The following is an 18,665-nucleotide window of genomic DNA, read 5'->3' on the forward strand; positions in this document are numbered from 1 at the left end:
GAAGATTATTTTTTGTCTAGGCCGGCAAATTTGAATTCATAATTGACGTCAAACGGTTTCCACCAGCGACCGACACCGGTGTCGTCGTCGGTATGGCGATGCATACCGGCTTTTGACGGCGGCTCAATATGATAGGTTAATTTGTAGTTTCCCGCGCCCATCATTTTAATGTTTGCGCCGTAGTGCGGACCGTCGCTGGCCACCATCGGCATAAACGAACCTTCCTGTTTTTCATTGGTATCGGTATTAACCAACGTATAGCTGATCGTCAGATACGGCATCCATTCGCCGTCGCCGAAACCGTTTTTATTTCCTTTGGTGGCGTGAATGTCCGCTTCCAAATGGATGTCGGATTTCGCAGCCGGTAAGCCCATGCCGCGCGGTTCCATGTCGATAGGTTGCAGGTAAACCGCCGCAATTTCCATTTCATTGATAGTTTGCGCTTCGCCAATCGGATATTCTTTGAATGCGTGAGCGCTTGTTGCAGCAAGCATACCGGCAAGTGTGGCCGTTAAGAGTGTTTTTTTCATGTCATTTTTTCCTGTGTTGTGGTTAATTTTTCGTCGTAAAGCAAACCGAGCGAACCTGCAAGCCGAAGCGGCGTGAAAAGTGCGGTCGATTTTTTCATTGTTTTTTTTCATTTTCAGTATTTTTGCTCACCTGGGTTTTCATATAAAACAGAGCAAAAACGGCGGCCAGAATCAATAAGCCTTGCGGAATCAGGGTTTCCACGTAAGGATAAATGCCTAGCCAGGTAATTTCCGGCACGTAATTGACTAAGGTCGGTTCAAACAGTTTTCCTTCGATCAATTCCAATACGCTTTTGCCGGCAAATACGAATGCCATCAGGTACATAAATCCGCCGGTGAACATGAAGAACGGTTTAAGCGGCAATTTCACCACGCTGTAACGCATAATCAGGTAACAAACGGCGAGAATTACCACGCCGACGGCGAAACCGGCAAAAAGATAGAAATAACTGACCGCACTTTGTGCATCGCTGGCCAGGGCGTAATAAAACAGGACGGTTTCGGCGCCTTCGCGGTAAACCGCTAAGAAGCTGGTCAGCCATAATCCGATAAGCGATCCTGTGGTTAATGCAGTGCTGAGCTTACCTTCCAGATAACGCTTCCAGTTTTGCGCTTCCACTTTGGATAGCAGCCAGTAACTCATGCCGAACAGCATAAATACCGCAATAATCATGGTGAAACCTTCAAGTAATTCCCGGTTCTGACCGGAGTTCTCGAAGATCATTTGGAATAAATACGCCGTGACTACGCTTGCCGCCAGCGCAACATAAACGGAGTTGCGGATGGTCGGCAATTTGTCCTGATGATTGTTTTTCACCAAATACGCCACGATCGCCGCCACAATTAACAAAGCCTCCAATCCTTCACGGGTGATAATCAGCAAACTGTACAGGAACATTGTCCAATCGCTTTGATTTTCGCCTTGTAATGTGGCGACCGCGCTGGCAAGATCCCGGCTTAAACCATCGGCTTGATCCTGTAATTTTTCCGCGTTTTCATTGGCTTTCATCAGGCTGACCATGCGAGTGAAATAGGCTTCCAATCGGGTTTTAAAATTGCTGTCGCGGGAACCGATTTTATTTTCCATGCCCGTTGCTTCGAACACGTCAAAATAGGTATCTTGCACGGAAAGAATGGCTTTTTTGGCGTCGCCGTCCTGATAGATTTGAATCGCCTGACGAATTCGGTTATTGATTTCAGCGGTGACTTTTGACCAATCCTGAGAATCTTGCTGATTTTCCGCCGCACTTTGTTCCGAAGGCTGCTTCTGGCTGTCGCGGGTTGTCGGCAGATTCGGCAGTTGTTCTTCAATAGTTTGCAGCAACTGCGTGCTTTGATAGCCCAAATCATTGATTTGATCCGGCTGTTCGCTAAGGCGGATTAAATCGTAAAATTGTTGATTAATCTCGGCGGAAAGGTTGGCGCCGCGATTATGTCGGATAGACATTTCCATTTCGGAATTTTTGAAACCGTCATATTGTGCTTGCTGAATGAATTTTTTGGCATCGCCGAATTTATTTTGCTGATAGGCTTCAATGGCTTGAGCCAGTAAATCGTCAATGGTTTTGAAGCTTTGTTGCCAGTGAGGCAGAATGTCCTGATTGTCGTAAGCGCCGTGTTGTGCTTCGGCGTTCAACCGATGGCCTTCTGCCAGCGAAGGCAAAACCGCATCCAGTTCGCTTTTTAGCCAGTCGATGCGCGCTTGAATTTCCGCTTGCGGTTTGTTATCGCCGATCATTTTGCGTATTTCGCCAAAAGCAGCTTCCATTTGGTAACTTTTTTGTGCGGAAAAGTTAATTCGAATCGGCCCTTCTAAGTTTTCAAACACTTCAAAATAAGCGGATTGCACTTCGGTTTTGGCTTCGTCAGCCTGATTTTGCTGATAGAGTTGTGCCGTTTTATCCAGGCGTGATTTTATGTCGTCCGCCCAGGCTTGATAGTCCGCTGCAAAAATCGGATGAGCGAAAAGTAAGCAGAATAAAATGAAAATAAATCGAAGATAACGCATAAATGTAAATAAAATTGATTCTCAATTGATTGTTGATTATGAAATTTTAATCTTTACATTTCAAGCGTAAATTTAAAAAAATATGACATAGCTCAAATTTTTCCTGAAAGAATTATGAATTTATGTGCGGTACGTCACAAAATTAAAGATTGGTATTTGCAAATAATCGGGAAAATCCGTATTCTCGACGCATAAAAAAACAGAGCTATAAAAACTAAATAGTCATCTTATTATTTGCTTTCCGAGTAGAGCCTTGATCCAAGGCTCTTTTTTTTCGTTTGTCGTTTGGCGGGGGCGAAAAACATCAAAAAAATCGACCGCACTTTAAGCGGTTTGACTTCGAAAGTGCGGTCGGATTTTTGCAAGTTTTTTGATTAAGCCTGCGTTGCCTGAATGGCGGTTAAGGCGATAGTGTAAACGATGTCGTCCACTAACGCGCCGCGAGACAAGTCGTTCACCGGTTTGCGCATGCCTTGCAGCATAGGCCCGATGGAAACCAGATCCGCAGAACGTTGTACCGCTTTATAAGTGGTGTTACCGGTATTCAAATCCGGGAACACGAATACCGTCGCTTTACCGGCTACCGGAGAGTTAGGCGCTTTGGATTTTGCCACATCCGCCATGACGGCGGCGTCGTATTGCAACGGACCGTCAATCAGTAAGTCAGGACGTTTTTCCTGCGCGATACGGGTCGCCTCTTTCACTTTTTCAACATCCGCACCGGCGCCTGAAGTTCCGGTTGAGTAAGAGATCATGGCCACTTTCGGATCGATACCGAAGGCTTTGGCGGAATCGGCAGACTGAATGGCGATTTCCGCTAACTGTTCCGCTGTCGGATCCGGATTTACCGCACAGTCTCCGTATACCAACACTTGATCCGGTAATAACATGAAGAAAATTGAAGAAACGATAGAGCTGCCCGGAGCGGTTTTAATGATTTGCATCGGCGGGCGAATGGTGTTTGCCGTGGTATGTACGGCGCCTGACACTAAGCCGTCCACTTCGTCGGCTTCCAGCATCATGGTGCCTAATACTACGTTATCTTCCAATTGTTCGCGTGCCGCTTCTTCGGTCATGCCTTTCGCTTTACGCAATTCCACCAAACGCGCCACATAGTTTTCGCGCACGCTTGCCGGATCGATAATGGTAATGCCTTTATTTAAGCTGACGCCTTGCGCTGAAGCGACGCGTTTTACGTCTTCCGGATTGGCTAATAATACGCAGTCCGCAATACCGCGCTCGGCGCAAAGTGCCGCCGCTTTAATGGTGCGCGGTTCGTCGCCTTCAGGTAAAACGATACGTTTTTTCGCTGCACGGGCTAATTCGGTTAATTGATAGCGGAAAGCCGGCGGCGATAAACGGCGCACGCGGGCGGAAGTGCCGGCGATTTGATGGATGAATTCCGCATCGAATTGTCGGCTGGTGTATTCTTTGATATTTTCGATACGGATTTTGTCGTCCACCGGCACTTCAAGATTGAAGCTTTGCAAACTTAATGCGGTTTGCCATGTGTTACCTTCGATACGGAAAATAGGTAAGCCGGTGGTTTCAAAAGCGCGTTGACATAATTTATTGATTTCGTTATCAATTTTGTAGCCGCCGGTTAATAAAATACCGCCTAATTCGATACCGTTGGTCACCGCTAATGCGGCTGCCGCCAATACGTCGGCACGGTCGGCGGAGGTGACTAATAAGTCGCCCGCATGGAAATGTTCTACCATGTGATGCAGAGAACGGGCACAGAATGTAATGCCGCGGAGACGACGGGTTTTCATTTCTCCTTCATTAAGGATAGTGGCGCCTAAGTGTTTTACTAAATCGATCACGCGGGTCGCCACCAAATCGGCGGACCACGGAATACAGGCCAGTACTTTAATCGGGCTTTGTTCGAACAGTTTAAACACTTCGTTCGAATTGTTATGGCTGTGTTGGAACGAGTCGAAAATTTCGGTTAAATCAGGACGGGTTCGGCCGGATTCGTCAACCGGTGCGTTGAATTTGTTGATTACCACGCCTAATAAGTTCGGATTGTTTTTACCGCCGAACAATGAAGCGGAAGCTTCCACGCGTTCTTTTAATTGAGCCGGTGTTTCCGTGCTTGGCGCCGCCACTAAAATAATTTCCGCATCAAGTGCCTGGGCGATTTCGTAGTTAATGCTGTTGGCATAGCTGTGTTTGCGGTTAGGGATTAAACCTTCAACAATAATGATTTCGTTATTTTTGCTTAATTCCTGATGTGCCGCAACGATGGTTTCCAGCAAGACGTCGGTTTGATTTTGACCGATCAGATTTTCCGCCACACTTAACATAATCGGTTCGGCCGTTTCAAGTTGTGTGCTGGTACGAACGATTGAGGTCGTGCGGTCGATTTTGTCTTCACCCGTACTTGGTTGGGAAATCGGTTTCATAAAACCGATTTTTGCGCCTTTTTGTTCAAGCGCGCGGATTAAACCGAGACTGACACTGGTTAAGCCAACGCCACCGCTGATAGGGATAAGAATAAATGTACGTGACATAAGATTTCCTTAATAAAAGCGAAACTGCCGAGCGAGTCGGCAGTTTATTATTTACACATTAGAAACAAAGACGAGCGGTATCTTGCGCGATAACCAATTCTTCATTTGTCGGGATCACCATTGCGATTGGCGTATTGTCTGCGGTGATAATACCTTCGTTACCGAAACGGGCGGCCAGATTTTTGTCGTGATCTAATTGATAACCGAACAATTTCAAGTGATTCAAGGTAATTTCACGCACATGAGCGGAGTTTTCACCGATACCGCCGGTAAATACGATGGCGTCTAAGCGTTCACCGATTACTGCCATATAAGAACCGATGTATTTTGCTAAACGATAGCAGTAAACGTCCATTGCGCGTCTTGCGGGTACGCGTAATGATTCGTCTTCGCTGTCATAGTTGTCTTCCGCAAAACGGCAGTCGCTGGTGACTTCCGTTAAACCCAAAATACCGGATTTTTTGGTTAAAGTCGTGTTGATCTCTTCCACGGACATACCCAATGTATCATGCATATAGAACATGATCGCCGGGTCGATATCACCGCAGCGGGTGCCCATTACAATCCCTTCCAACGGCGTTAAACCCATTGAAGTGTCAATACATTGACCGTGACGAATTGCAGAAACGGAACCGCCGTTACCCAAGTGACAGGTAATCACGTTCACTTTATCTTCCGCTACGCCCAAACGTTTTGCCGCTTCGCGACTGACAAAATAGTGGCTGGTGCCGTGTGCGCCGTAACGACGAACACCGTGTTCTTTATATAAAGAATAAGGAAGGGCGTATAAGAACGCTTCTTCAGGCATAGTTTGATGGAAGGCCGTATCGAAAACCACCACGTTTTTTTCTTTTAAGTGCGGGAAAATTTTGAAGGCTTCTTTAATACCGATTAAGTGAGCAGGATTGTGTAACGGTGCGAATTGGATGGCATCTTCGATACCTTTCACCACTTCATCCGTTACGATAACGGAAGAGGTAAATTTCTCACCGCCGTGAACGATGCGGTGACCGATTGCCACGATACTTTCCTGAAGAGACGGATCTAGCGGGAAGATATTTTTAACGATAAAGTTTAACGCTTCACTGTGTGCGGCGCCTGCTCCTAAATCCGCATTGCCTTTTTCACCGTGCAATTTCCATTTGATACGCGCTTCCGGAAGATAGAACGCTTCGGCTAAACCTGATAATTTTTCCTCGCCGGATACGGGATCTAAGATAGCAAATTTGAGAGATGAGCTACCACAGTTAAGAATTAAAACTAATTTTGACATAAATTAACCTATCTTGTGGGTTGGAGTGGAATAGTTCACTAAATAACCAGCGAACGACTAAAAGTCATAACGCCTATAGAATACACTTTTCGTGCTATAAAATAAATTGCCGGGCGAAGAAAAAACACGATCTTTGTCAAAAAAGTTGAAGATTTCAATATTTTTGATAAAGACGAAAATCCTTTGGCGGATACAAATTTGAATGCCGGGAATCCCATCCGGCGTTTAAAGTGCGGGCGAATTTTTCACTGTTTTTTGAGTGATAATCGCGCCTATTTTTATGTTCGACGTCATCCGAATAGACCGCTTAGACGGCAATTTTATGTCTATTTTTCACTCGGCACATTGCCAAAATATCGCTTAAATTCCCGGCTGAACTGGCTCGGGCTTTCGTAACCGACCTGAAAAGCGGCAGTGGAAACGGGTAAGTTTTCCTGGCAAATTAATCGCTTGGCTTCCATTAGACGGAGCGATTTTTGGTATTGTAACGGTGAAAGCGTGGTGTGTTTTTTGAAATGGTGATGAAAGCCCGAAAGCGACATGCCGCACAGCTTTGCAAGAATGTCTACCTGCACGGTTTCACAAAAATGGGTTTGCAAATATTGCGTCGCTTTCGCGATTTTTTGTGTGTTGGAATCAAAACTGACCATTTGTTTAAGCTTGTCGCTTTGTTCGCCGGTGAGCAAACGATAGTAAATTTCCTGTTGGATAAGCGGTGCAAGAAAATCAATATCATTTGGATTTTCGTGCAAGAGTAATAGACGTTCAAAAGCGTTTTCCAGTTTGCTGTCTAAATGCCAGCGTCCGAAAGCGGTTGAATTTTGCGGAACATTGACGAAAAGTGCGGTCTGTTCCAGCAGAATTTTGTTGACCATTTGCAAATCGATTTTCATAGACATCACCACAAAGGGCTCTGCCGGCGTAGCTTTAGTAATTTTACCGCTCATCGGCAAATTTACCGGACAGAACATAAAGTGCCGGTTATCGAACAGATAGCATTGCGCGCCCAGTTTCACCTCACGTTCGCCTTTAATTACAATACAAATACTCGGTTCCTGAATCACGTTTTCATAATAAAACGGATGATCGGAGTGGTGAACAATTAAGCCTTTCACGGAAGAATAATAAGTTTGATTGTGCGGAATAACATGTAATATGCGTGTTAAACTTTCTTCTGAAAACATAATTATTTGGATAAATAGGCAAGTTATTTGGACGAATGATATATCGCTTACGTTGTCAAAGCAATATACTAAACACATCAAAACGAACAACAGAAGGAGAGCATTATGAAAATTTTCTACAAAACATCGGCAACGGCAACAGGCGGTCGTGATGGTCGCACCCAAGTGGATGACGGTTCAATCGGTTTTGATTTGGTCAGTTTCCAAAACGAAAGCGGTAAAGTCGGAACCAATCCGGAGCAACTTTTCGCCATGGGTTATGCCGCCTGCTTTGACAGTGCAATGAACCATGTAGCGCCAAGTTTAGGCTTAAAACCGACTTCATCAAGCACAACGGTGGGCGTGGGCATCGGTCAAAAAGCTGACGGCGCATTCAGTTTGGATTTAGATATCACCATTACAGTGGCGGGCTTGAGTCTGGAAGATGCGAAAATGCTCATTGAGAAAGCGCACGAAGTTTGCCCGTATTCCAACGCGACCCGCGGCAATGTGGACGTGCGTTTGCATGTGAATGTGATTCAATCTTTCGATTTATAATTCGTCAGGGCAAATTATATTTGCCCTTTTGTATATTTAGGCGAATGCGATTCGCTCTTACATAGGAAAATACGATGATTACCTTACATTATCTCAAACAATCCTGTTCGCACCGCATTGTGTGGTTGCTTGAAGCCTTAGGTTTAGATTATGAACTTAAAATTTACGATCGTAATCCGGACAATTCAATGGCACCGGCAGAATTAAAAGCGCAACATCCGCTCGGCAAAGCTCCCGTGTTGCAAGACGGCGATTTAACCATCGCAGAAGGCAATGCGATTATTCAGCATTTGCTTGATCGTTATGACGATGAAAACCGTTTCACGCCAGCATACAAGACCAATGATTATTCAAACTACGTTTACTGGCTGGCGATTTCAGCGTCGATGTTCTCGGCAAATCTGCTCGCGTTAGTGTCGAAAAAAGGTGATTTAGGCGACTTTGCACAATACACCAACGCCAAGTCGGCTTATATTTCAACCACGTTGAACAATCGTTAGCAGGCAAAAAATGGATTGTGGGTGAGCAACTTACAGGCGCAGATTTCGCTTTAAGTTTCCCACTGCAATGGGGCTTGAATTATGTGGAGAAAGCCGATTTCCCAAATATCGCGCGTTATCTCGAACAAATCGAAAACCACCCTGATTATCTCAAAGCCAATGAAAAAACCGCTGGCGGTTTGGATTTAAGCAAGTTTTAACATTCGCAGCAAAAAACATTCAAAAAATTGCCCGCACTTTTAGTTACCATTCTTAATTTTGGTTAAGCGCTCCGATTATCGCTTGTCCTAAGCTTAGCCCGCCGTCGCCCATAGGGAATTGGCGGGCGCTGAGCACGGTGAATTCGGCGAGATTTTCTTTTAACAGACGCCGTAATAGCTGATTATGCATCACACCGCCGCTGAGAACGATGGTTTGGCAACCTAATTTCCGGGCTTGTCGGCGGGCCAAATCCGCAAAACCTTGTGCCAACACAAAATGGAAGGCGAAGGCTTTATCCGCGTTTTCGCTTTCGTCCTGAAGCCAGTTTTCCCAAAAAACCGTTAAATCTAATTGGTCATGTTTAACCGGCATGAATAAGCGGATATGTTTTGCCGCCTCTGCGCCGGATAATCGTGCGAGCGCAGACTGCGACGCCAAAGCTTCCAGTTGGCAGGCGGCTTCGCCTTCCCAGCTTAATTTTTCAGGGGCAAGATTTAAACTGTAGCTGACGGCGTCAAATAAGCGTCCGGCGGAGGAAATCGGCGGCGAATTAATTTGCCGTTCGATGGCTTTGGCGAGCAGTTGCCAGTCGTACCGGGCGCAGGTTTGGGCGGCGATTTCCCGCCAGTTAGGCACAAATTGATGCAAATGCGCCAGCCAGTTGCGCCACGGCTGAGTGGCTGCCAAATCTCCGCCGGGCAGCGCAACCGCCGGCAACCCGCCGAGATGACGACATTCCGCACCATTCACATAGAAGCATTCGCCGCCCCACAGCTGCCCGTTTTCGCCCATGCCGATACCGTCTAAGGCTAAGCCGATAACGGGCTGGTCGCAATGATGTTCCGCCGTAACTGCGGCGATATGAGCGTGATGGTGCAACACTTCTACCCAGGGAACACCGAGTTTTTCCGCTAAGGCTTTGCCCGTATGAGTGGAAAAATAGCCGCTATGCGCGTCCACCGCAATTTTGTCCGGTTTAAATTGGTAAATCTGCTGAAACAGCGCTAAATTCTGCGCTAATTGTGACCGCACTTTTTCGTTGGCGGTATCGCCGATGTGTTGACTGACCACCGCTTTATCGCCTTTCAGTAGGCAGAAGGTGTTTTTTAAATCGGAACCCAAAGCCAGAATATGTTGAGTGTTATTGATATTCAACTGAATTTCGTCGGGCACATAACCGCGCGCGCGGCGTAGGGTTTCCGTGCCGTCGAATGCCGCGCGAACCAGGCTGTCGTCGGCGCGTTGCAGAATATCGCGGTTATGACAGAGAAAAAACTCTGCAAAATCTTTTAAAAATTTGACCGCACTTTCATTATCCAGTACCGGCGGTTCGCCGCTCGGGTTGGCGGAAGTCATTACCAGCGGGCGATTTATTTCACGCAGTAGCAAATGCTGAAGCGGATTGCTTGGCAACATAACGCCGATTTCGTTGAGTTTCGGCGCGATAAGCGAACAGATTTGCGGTACCTTGTGTTTTTTCAGGAGCACAATGGGCGCGGCGGCGGACGTCAGTAAACGTATTTCTTCGGGATTCGGATCCCGCAGGCTGTTTAAGTCGGGCACCATAATCGCCAGCGGTTTGCTCGGGCGGCGTTTGCGTTTGCGTAATAATTCGACCGCCTGTTGATTAGTGGCGTCGCAGGCTAAATGAAATCCGCCCACGCCTTTGACCGCAACGATTTTGCCTTGTTTTAGCGCCGCTGCCGTTTGCCGTAAAGCGCTGTCGCGCTCGGCAATGACGGTTTCGGCGTTTTGTAACCAAATGTGCGGACCGCAGTCCGGACAGGCATTGGGTTGGGCGTGAAAACGACGATCGGCGGGATCTCGGTATTCTGTCGCACAGGCGGAACAAAGCGGGAAATCCGACATCGCCGTATTCGGGCGATCGTAAGGAATGGCGCGAATAATGGTAAAACGCGGTCCGCAATGGGTGCAGTTAATAAAAGGATAACGGAAACGGCGATCGTGTTTATCGAACAATTCCGCCACACAGGCGGGACAGGTGGCGGCGTCGGGCACGATTTGGGTGTCCATGGCGTTATTTTGGCTTTCACGAATGGTAAAACCGCGAAAGTGCGGTGAAATTTTCCACAGTTTTTTGTGTTGTTGAATGTCGCTGATGGCGGCAAGGGGCGGCAATTCCTCCCGTAAATCCTGCAGAAAACGGGCGAGTTTTTCATCATCGGTTTCCATTAATCGAATGAGTACGCCTTGTCCGTCGTTATTGACGTCGCCGGTTAAACGATGTTTGTTGGCAAGCCGCCACACAAAGGGGCGAAAACCGACGCCTTGCACTTTGCCTTTTATGCGCAATGCTATTCCGTTTACACTTTTCGAATTTTTGCCGTCCATGATTTAGCCCCATAAAATACGAATGATTTTTATCTTAAATATTTTTGTAACATTGGTTACATAATTTTAACTCTATGATATTCAAAGAAATTATTTTTTTCATAAAGGAAATGGAAAAAATAGAAATTTTATGATCTCAATCAAGAAAAAATTTATTTCATATTTCCCCTGTTCGGCGGCAGGCGTATCCTTATAAAAAATATGGTTATTGCGAGTTCGTGCAATCATTTTTTTATCTTTTAATTTGTTTCAATGGGAGATAGCGTATGAACCGTTTTGTTATCGGTGATCCGAAAGATTGTATCGGTTGTAATACCTGTATGGCGGCGTGTAGCGAAGTGCATAAGGCATTCGGATTACAATCTTTTCCCCGGCTTCAAGTCATGCGTAATGATGATATCACCGTTCCTATCCTTTGTCGTCATTGTGACGATGCGCCTTGTGCGACCGTATGTCCCGTGCATGCAATTACCCATAAGAACGACAGTATTCAACTTAACGAAAGTTTGTGTATCGGCTGCAAATTATGCGGCATTGCCTGTCCGTTCGGCGCGATTACGCAACACGGCAGCGGGCCGATTGATGCGCCGACGCATTATGAAAACTTCAGTTTTGAACAGTCTGTAGCGCGTGATATTCGTTTAGCGCCGGACAATACCAATGTGCACAATATGCTGGCATGGCAGCCGGGCGTGAAGGCTGTCGCGATTAAATGTGATCTTTGTTATTTTCGCCCGGAAGGTCCCGCCTGCGTACAAACCTGTCCGACCAAGACTTTATTTGTGATTAGCGATGAAAGTATCGCGCAGGCAAATCAACATAAACGTGAAATGGCGATGGTGAATTCACCGGCAATTCCACGCTAAATTTTCAGTTTTATTCAGGAGTGACGTTATGAGTACGGTTAATTGGCTCATCGCGGCTTTGTCGGTTTATGTGATTGGCGCTTTTGTTTCGCTTTGTTTTAGTCGACGGGAACAAGTTTCCGTGAATATCGCCGGCGTATCCGGCATGATTGGCGGTGCGCTCGGTATAGCGGCTGTGGCGCCGGTGCTGGTCAGCAATGAAACCGCATTCGCTTTATTCCAGACTCCCTTTGCTTTTGCGCCTTATTCCATCCGGATTGACGGATTGGCGGCGTTTATGGTGTGTGTCATTTCCTTATTGGTGATTGTCACATCCTTATATTCTTTTGCTTATGTACGGGAATATAAAGGTAAAGGTGCGGGGTCGATGGGGTTCTTTATGAACCTGTTTATCGCGTCGATGATTGCGTTGGTAACCACGGATAATGCCTTTTTCTTTTTGGTGTTCTTTGAAATGATGTCTTTGGCGTCTTATTTTTTAGTGCTTACCGAACAGGATGAGAACGCCACGAATGCGGGTTTACTTTATTTCTTTATCGCCCATGCGGGTTCCGTATTGATTATGATCGCCTTTTTCATTTTTTACTGCTATGCGGGCAGTTTTGAATTTTCGGCGTTTCGTCAAACGGAACTTTCCCCGGCGCTATCTTTTACGGTGTTTATTCTGGCGTTTTTAGGATTCGGCGCCAAGGCGGGGATGATTCCCTTACACGGTTGGTTGCCGAAAGCTCACCCGGCGGCACCTTCCCATGCGTCCGCGTTAATGTCCGGCGTGATGGTGAAAATCGGGATTTTCGGGATTATTAAAGTCGGTATCGATTTGCTGGGCGCCGAGAATCTTTGGTTCGGCGTGATTGTATTAGCGTTCGGTGCCGTTTCTTCCGTCTTGGGTGTACTTTATGCCTTGGCGGAGCATGATATCAAACGGCTGTTGGCTTATCACACGGTGGAAAATGTCGGCATTATCATGATGGGCGTCGGCGTCGGCATGATTGGCATTGCGGTGAAAAATCCGGTTTTTGCCGTTGTCGGTTTGCTCGGCGGTTTATATCATTTGTTAAATCACGCCGTGTTTAAGGGGTTGTTATTCTTAGGTGCGGGTTCCATTATGTACCGTTTACATACGAAAGATATGGATAAAATGGGCGGATTAAGCAAACTGATGCCTTATACCGCGTTAACCTTTCTGATCGGTACCATGGCGATTTCCGCTTTGCCGCCGTTTAACGGTTTTGTCAGCGAATGGTTCACTTATCAATCTTTATTCGGTTTAAGTCAACACGGCAATATCGTGCTGAAAATTGCCGGTCCGGCGGCGATTATTATGCTTGCCTTAACCGGTGCGCTGGCGGCGTTATGTTTCGTGAAGGTTTACGGGATCAGCTTCGGCGGCGCGCCGCGAAGCGAGGCCGCCGCCAATGCGCGCGAAGTTCCGTTGCCGATGGTGGTTGCCATGGCGTTGTTGGCGATTCTTTGCGTGCTGCTGGGAATAGGCGCTTCTGTGGTGACGCCAATAATTGCCGGAATTTCGACCGCACTTTCCGGTGCGGAGAGCTTTGCTTTGGCGGAAAACGGCATCGTCGTATCCGATTCGGCGCCGTACACCGCGTTATCCATGCCGATGATTACGATTATGCTGATTGCTTTTATTGCCGTGCCGTTCGCTTATTATGCGGTGACGAAGGGGCATCGTTTGGCGGATCGGGCGAAAGGCAATCCTTGGGCGTGCGGTTATGCTTATGAGTCCGATATGGCGATATCCGCCGGCGGTTTTACCCGTCCGTTACGGATAATGTTCAAACCGCTTTATACCATTCGTAAGACGTTTGATCCCGCACCGCTCGGTCAAAAAGCTATTAACGGCGCGATTAAAGGCGCAATTGAGGCGGAACCGTTCTGGGAAGAAAAAGTGACCATGCCGATTGCCCGTTTCATTCCCTGGATAGCGGATCGCATTCGGTGGTTACAGGGCGGCGATTTCAGAGTTTATTGCCTGTATTTCGTGATTGCCTTAGTGGCGTTACTTGCCGTTGCGGCGACGATGTAAAGGAGGAGAATATGATTCATTTACCAGCAGAAGTCGCCACCTCCGGCGGAATGTTTTTTCTCGGTATCGCGCAAGCCCTGATTTTATTATTGCTGGCGCCGCTTTTTTCCGGCATTTCCCGTTTTATTCGCGCCCGTATTCAGTCTCGCCGCGGCGCAGGAATTTTGCAGGATTATCGTGATATTGCGAAATTAATGACACGGCAAAATATTCTGCCCGATAATGCGGGGATGGTGTCAAAAGTGATGCCTTATGTGTTGATTGGTTCCGTGTCGGTGGTCGCCATGAGTTTGCCGTTGTTCGTTTTGGCTTCTCCTTTTGGGGCGGGCGGCGATTTGATTACCGCGATTTATTTATTCGCGCTTTTCCGTTTCTTCTTTTCTATCGCCGGGTTGGATAGCAACAGTACCTTTTCCGGTTTGGGCGCCGGCCGTGAAGTAACGCTCGGGGTGTTGGCGGAACCGATCTTAATGTTAAGTTTGTTGGTGATCGCGCTGATTGCGGGGTCGACTAATTTCGGCGTAATATCCGCCGTATTGGGCACTCAAACCTGGAGTTATCCGGTGTCGACAGCCGTGGCGCTGATTGCCGCGGCGTTTGCCGTTTTTATTGAAATGGGCAAAATTCCCTTCGATTTGGCGGAAGCGGAGCAGGAATTGCAGGAAGGTCCGTTGACGGAATATTCGGGACCTGCGCTGGCTTTGATCAAAATCGGTTTAAGCCTGAAATCCATGGTAGTCGCCGCGATTGTGGCGGCGGTTCTGCTGCCGTTCGGCGCCGCTCGGGAATATTCCTTAAGTGCGGTCGTTTTTGGCGCAGTTTTTTTCTTCCTGAAATTACTGATTATTTATATTTTGGCATGCGTGTTTGAAAATACATTGGCGCGTACCCGTTTCATGATGGCGGGGCATTTGACGGTCGTGGGCTTTGGTATTTCCATTCTGGCTTTTATGTTTTATCTAATTGGGATGTAGGAGGATGAAATGGAAAATTTAGCCTTACTGACCATTATTCTTCCTTTTGTCGGCGCAGTTTGGGTCGGATTGGTGAAAAACGAATCGCTGTTTCCGAAGCTCGCCGTGGTTTTTGCCGCGTTGGCTACTGCCGGCGCGTTATGCGTGGCGCAGCAATGGCATAGCGCCGCCGTTGCGGTTTTGCATTATCCGTTAATTCGTTTCGGTAATACGGAAATCTTCGGTGTCACCTTTGATGCGGTAAGCACCTTAATCGGTTTTGCCGTTGTAGGATTGGGGCTGTTAATCGTATTGTATTCGAACGGTTATTTAACGGTTAAAAATAAAGAGCATGCCCATGCGCCGTTGCCGCGTTTCTATGCGTTTTTACTGGTGTTTATCGGCGCTATGGCGGGAGTGGTGTATTCATCCACTTTGCTCGGACAATTATTGTTCTTTGAAATTACCGGAGCCTGTTCCTGGGCGCTGATCAGTTATTATCAAACGCCGAAAGCGCAATCGTCTGCGATGAAAGCGTTGATTATCACGCATATCGGCGCAATCGGTTTGTATCTTGCCGCCGCCTTTCTGTTCAGCAAAGCCGGCACTTTTGAAATTACGGCATTAGAACGGCTTGATCCGGCAAGTAAAACCGTCGTGCTGTTTGGTGTGTTATTCGCCGCCTGGGGAAAATCCGCTCAGTTTCCGATGCAGATTTGGTTGCCGAATGCCATGGAAGCGCCGACACCGGTGAGCGCCTATCTGCATGCGGCATCTATGGTGAAAGTGGGCGTGTATATTTTTGCCCGTGCCGTTATGTCGGCAGGCGAAGTGCCTGAAATCGTGGGCGAAGTGGGATTGATAATGGCCATGCTGACATTGGTTTACGGCTTTGTGATGTATTTGCCGCAAACGGATTTAAAACGTTTATTGGCGTATTCCACCATTACTCAACTGGCTTATATTTTTATCGGCTTATCGCTTTTTGCATTGGGTTCCAAATTGGCGTTGGTCGCCGCCGTCGCTTATATTTTTAACCATGCGTTTGCGAAAAGTTTGTTCTTTTTGGTTGCCGGTAGTCTGGCTTATGCCACCGGTACTCGTTCTATGCCGCGTTTGCAGGGCGTGATTCAAAAAATGCCGCTGGTGGGCGTCGGATTCGGGATCGCCGCGTTAGCTATCGCCGGCGTGCCGCCGTTTAACGGTTTCTTTAGTAAATTCCCGCTCTTTGCCGCCGGTTTTGAGTTAGGCAAAAGCCAGGGTTGGATTACGGCGATGATGATTATCGCTTTAATGGAAAGCGTGGCGACTTTTGTGTGGTTGCTGTACAAATTCGGTCAATGCGTGTTGGGCAAGCCGTCCGAAGATGTGGTTAACGCACAACCGTTAACTTTTTCGATGAATCTGGTGTTGGTGATTTTAATGGTGATGTCCGTTTGCTCCGCTTTTATTGCCGCTTATTGGCTTGAAACTCCATGGTTAACCCAATTATAAGGAGAGGATTATGTTGATGATTAATACGTTAGCAGGTTTGTTGATCCTGACTTCTCTTGCCGTGATTGCGGCAAAAACAGCGAAAAAATCGTCCGCACTTTATGCCGTGCAATCCTTGGTTTTAGTGGCTTTGTTTGTATTTTTGGCACAGGAATTAAACGCGCACGAATTGTATATGTGGTCGGTTTCCGCTTTCGTCACCAAAGTGCTTTTAGTGCCGGCCATTTTAATTTTCGCCGTTCGCAAATTAGATGAAAGCACCGTTCCCGCTTCTATGAATGCGGCCTGGTTAATTCCCATTGCCACCGCGATTGTGGTGGTTTGCTACATGGCGACAAATGCCGTTCAGCTGCCGTTGGCGGAACATTTAAAACCGGCGCTTTCCGTTTCTTTGAGCCATTTTCTGTTGGGATTAACCTGTATTGTGACGCAGCGCAACATGATGAAACAGGTGTTCGGTTATTGTTTGATGGAAAACGGTTCCCATTTAACTTTGGCGTTATTGGCGAATAAAGCGCCGGAACTGGTGGAAATCGGTATTGCGACGGATGCGATTTTTGCCGTGATGATTATGGCGGTTTTAGTGAATAAAATTTACCGCACTTTGCATACCTTGGATGCAAAACAGTTAACGGAATTACGGGGGTAAGGTATGGAATGGATTAATGCCTTATTAGCGGTTCCCTTTATTGTGGGCGTGGCGTTCTTTTTTCTTACTCATATGAAAACGGCTTCATTTTCGACCGCACTTCATGTGACGGGATTAGGTCTGATGTTAATTTGTTCCCTGAATGTGGTGGCGGCCGTATTGGAAAACGGGCGGATTGAAACATGGAATCATTGGATTTATGCGGACAGCTTATCCGCCGTGTTTGTGGGATTGATCGGTATCGTCGGCACCTTGGCGGGCGTTTATTCCATCGGTTATATGAATACGGAACTGAAAGAAGGGCATATCGATTATCGCAGCTATGTCTATTATCATGCGTTCCTGCATTTGTTCTTCGGTTCTATGCTGGTTGCGGTAACGACCAATAATGTGATTTTAATGTGGGTCGCCATTGAGTTAACCACACTGACTTCCGCATTTTTGGTCGGCATTTACGGACACCGAACTTCACTGGAAGCGGCGTGGAAGTACATTATTATTTGTTCCGTCGGTGTGGCGTTCGGTTTGTACGGCACGATTTTAACCTTTTCCAATGCCAACGCGGTATTGCACGATTCCTCACAGGCGATTTTCTGGTCGGTGATTAACGGGCAGGCGGTAAATCTGAATCCGCACTTAATGTATCTGGCTTTCGCCTTTATTGTGGTGGGTTTCGGTACCAAGTGCGGTCTGTTTCCGATGCATACCTGGCTGCCTGACGCGCATAGTGAGGCTCCGAGTCCGGCAAGTGCGGTGTTGTCTGCGGTATTATTGAATTGCGCCATGCTGATTGTGTTGCGTTATTTCATTTTAACTGCGAAAGCCGTGGGATTTGACTATCCGCAAGCCTTGTTGTTGGTATTCGGTTTGCTTTCGACCGGTGTATCTTCGTTCTTTATCATTATGCAACATGATATTAAACGTAAACTGGCGTACCACAGTATCGAAAATATGGGGTTAATCAGCTTCGCTTTCGGATTGGGCGGTCCTATCGGCATGTTTGCCGGTTTGTTGCACACCATTACGCATAGTCTGGCGAAAGCGCTGTTGTTTTGTGCTTCCGGTAATATTTTATTGAAATATCGTTCCCGCGATATTTATTACGTCAGCGGAATGTGGAAAGTGATGCCTTGGACGGCGGTTTTATTTGCCGGCGGTGCTTTGGCGTTAGGCGGCGTTCCGCCCTTCGGGATGTTTGTGAGTGAATTTGCCATTGTGGTGGCGGGCATTACGGCGGGGAAAACCTGGTGGGTGATTTTCTGTCTGATTTTCTTAACCATTGCATTATCCGGTTTGACAATAATGCTGCTGAAAACCGTATTTGGTAAACCGACGGAAGGTGTCGAAGCCGGTGAAGGCAGTCGATTATCCGTCGCCGTCATAGCGGTTTATTTGCTGTTGTTGTTCGCTATCGGCATTTATATTGCGGATCCGCTTTCTCAGCTTTTACAAAATTCGGTAGGCATCATTCTTGGTCAGGATAATGTTTCTTTCGGTGATATGTTGTTATTGCCTTGGCAAACGTTGCAATAATAAAAATGAGCGGTAGAAAGGC

Annotated in this window: 13 protein-coding genes and 1 pseudogene; 8 read left to right on the top strand and 6 right to left on the bottom strand. The window is 47.0% G+C overall.

What is annotated here, in order from left to right:
* Positions 1-5: 5 nt before the first annotated feature.
* The 5 genes from P7M01_RS00525 to P7M01_RS00545 all read right to left on the bottom strand — a co-directional run bounded on the left by P7M01_RS00525 (position 6) and on the right by P7M01_RS00545 (position 7,511).
* Entirely contained in the window at positions 6-530 is a 525-nt protein-coding gene (locus P7M01_RS00525; RefSeq protein WP_202937312.1) for an iron transporter, read from the bottom strand.
* Positions 531-624: 94 nt separating this feature from the next.
* Positions 625-2,538 (bottom strand): FTR1 family iron permease, encoded by a 1,914-nt coding sequence (locus P7M01_RS00530; protein WP_317482725.1) that lies wholly within the window; start codon positions 2,536-2,538, stop codon positions 625-627.
* A gap of 374 nt (positions 2,539-2,912) precedes the next feature.
* Positions 2,913-5,054, bottom strand: coding sequence for a phosphate acetyltransferase (pta, locus tag P7M01_RS00535; RefSeq protein WP_317481821.1), 2,142 nt, complete (start codon positions 5,052-5,054; stop codon positions 2,913-2,915).
* A gap of 58 nt (positions 5,055-5,112) precedes the next feature.
* A complete protein-coding gene (locus tag P7M01_RS00540; protein WP_202937315.1) occupies positions 5,113-6,327 on the bottom strand; it encodes an acetate kinase in 1,215 nt (404 codons plus the stop codon).
* 326 nt (positions 6,328-6,653) lie between these two features.
* The gene (locus P7M01_RS00545; protein WP_317482726.1) at positions 6,654-7,511 is read right to left on the bottom strand and encodes an AraC family transcriptional regulator; all 858 of its coding nucleotides are present in this window, start codon (positions 7,509-7,511) and stop codon (positions 6,654-6,656) included.
* Between the two features lie 105 nt (positions 7,512-7,616).
* On the opposite strand from P7M01_RS00545, the gene P7M01_RS00550 reads away from it, so the two are divergent.
* Positions 7,617-8,048 (top strand): organic hydroperoxide resistance protein, encoded by a 432-nt coding sequence (locus P7M01_RS00550; RefSeq protein WP_317481117.1) that lies wholly within the window; start codon positions 7,617-7,619, stop codon positions 8,046-8,048.
* 74 nt (positions 8,049-8,122) lie between these two features.
* A pseudogene (locus P7M01_RS00555) lies at positions 8,123-8,748 on the top strand (glutathione S-transferase family protein).
* Positions 8,749-8,800: 52 nt separating this feature from the next.
* Here P7M01_RS00555 and hypF read toward each other — a convergent pair.
* Positions 8,801-11,101 carry a carbamoyltransferase HypF gene (hypF, locus tag P7M01_RS00560; protein WP_317482727.1) on the bottom strand — a complete coding sequence of 767 codons (2,301 nt, stop codon included), beginning with the start codon at positions 11,099-11,101 and terminating at the stop codon, positions 8,801-8,803.
* Between the two features lie 266 nt (positions 11,102-11,367).
* Here hypF and P7M01_RS00565 point away from each other — a divergent pair, with 266 nt between their 5' ends.
* From P7M01_RS00565 to P7M01_RS00590, 6 genes are read left to right on the top strand one after another with little or no spacing between them, the layout of a single operon-like run.
* Positions 11,368-11,967, top strand: coding sequence for a 4Fe-4S dicluster domain-containing protein (locus tag P7M01_RS00565; RefSeq protein WP_317476751.1), 600 nt, complete (start codon positions 11,368-11,370; stop codon positions 11,965-11,967).
* 28 nt (positions 11,968-11,995) lie between these two features.
* A complete protein-coding gene (gene hyfB, locus P7M01_RS00570) occupies positions 11,996-14,014 on the top strand; it encodes a hydrogenase 4 subunit B (RefSeq protein ID WP_317482728.1) in 2,019 nt (672 codons plus the stop codon).
* Positions 14,015-14,025: 11 nt separating this feature from the next.
* Positions 14,026-14,988, top strand: a complete 963-nt coding sequence (locus tag P7M01_RS00575) for a respiratory chain complex I subunit 1 family protein (RefSeq protein ID WP_317482729.1) — start codon at positions 14,026-14,028, stop codon at positions 14,986-14,988.
* A 9-nt stretch (positions 14,989-14,997) separates the two neighbouring features.
* Positions 14,998-16,461 carry a hydrogenase 4 subunit D gene (locus tag P7M01_RS00580; RefSeq protein WP_317476749.1) on the top strand — a complete coding sequence of 488 codons (1,464 nt, stop codon included), beginning with the start codon at positions 14,998-15,000 and terminating at the stop codon, positions 16,459-16,461.
* A 10-nt stretch (positions 16,462-16,471) separates the two neighbouring features.
* The gene (hyfE, locus tag P7M01_RS00585) at positions 16,472-17,110 is read left to right on the top strand and encodes a hydrogenase 4 membrane subunit (protein WP_317476748.1); all 639 of its coding nucleotides are present in this window, start codon (positions 16,472-16,474) and stop codon (positions 17,108-17,110) included.
* Positions 17,111-17,113: 3 nt separating this feature from the next.
* The gene (locus P7M01_RS00590; protein WP_317482730.1) at positions 17,114-18,643 is read left to right on the top strand and encodes a hydrogenase 4 subunit F; all 1,530 of its coding nucleotides are present in this window, start codon (positions 17,114-17,116) and stop codon (positions 18,641-18,643) included.
* The last annotated feature ends 22 nt before the right edge of the window (positions 18,644-18,665 follow it).

This window comes from Exercitatus varius, assembly GCF_029577735.1.
GTDB classification, from domain to species: domain Bacteria; phylum Pseudomonadota; class Gammaproteobacteria; order Enterobacterales; family Pasteurellaceae; genus Exercitatus; species Exercitatus varius.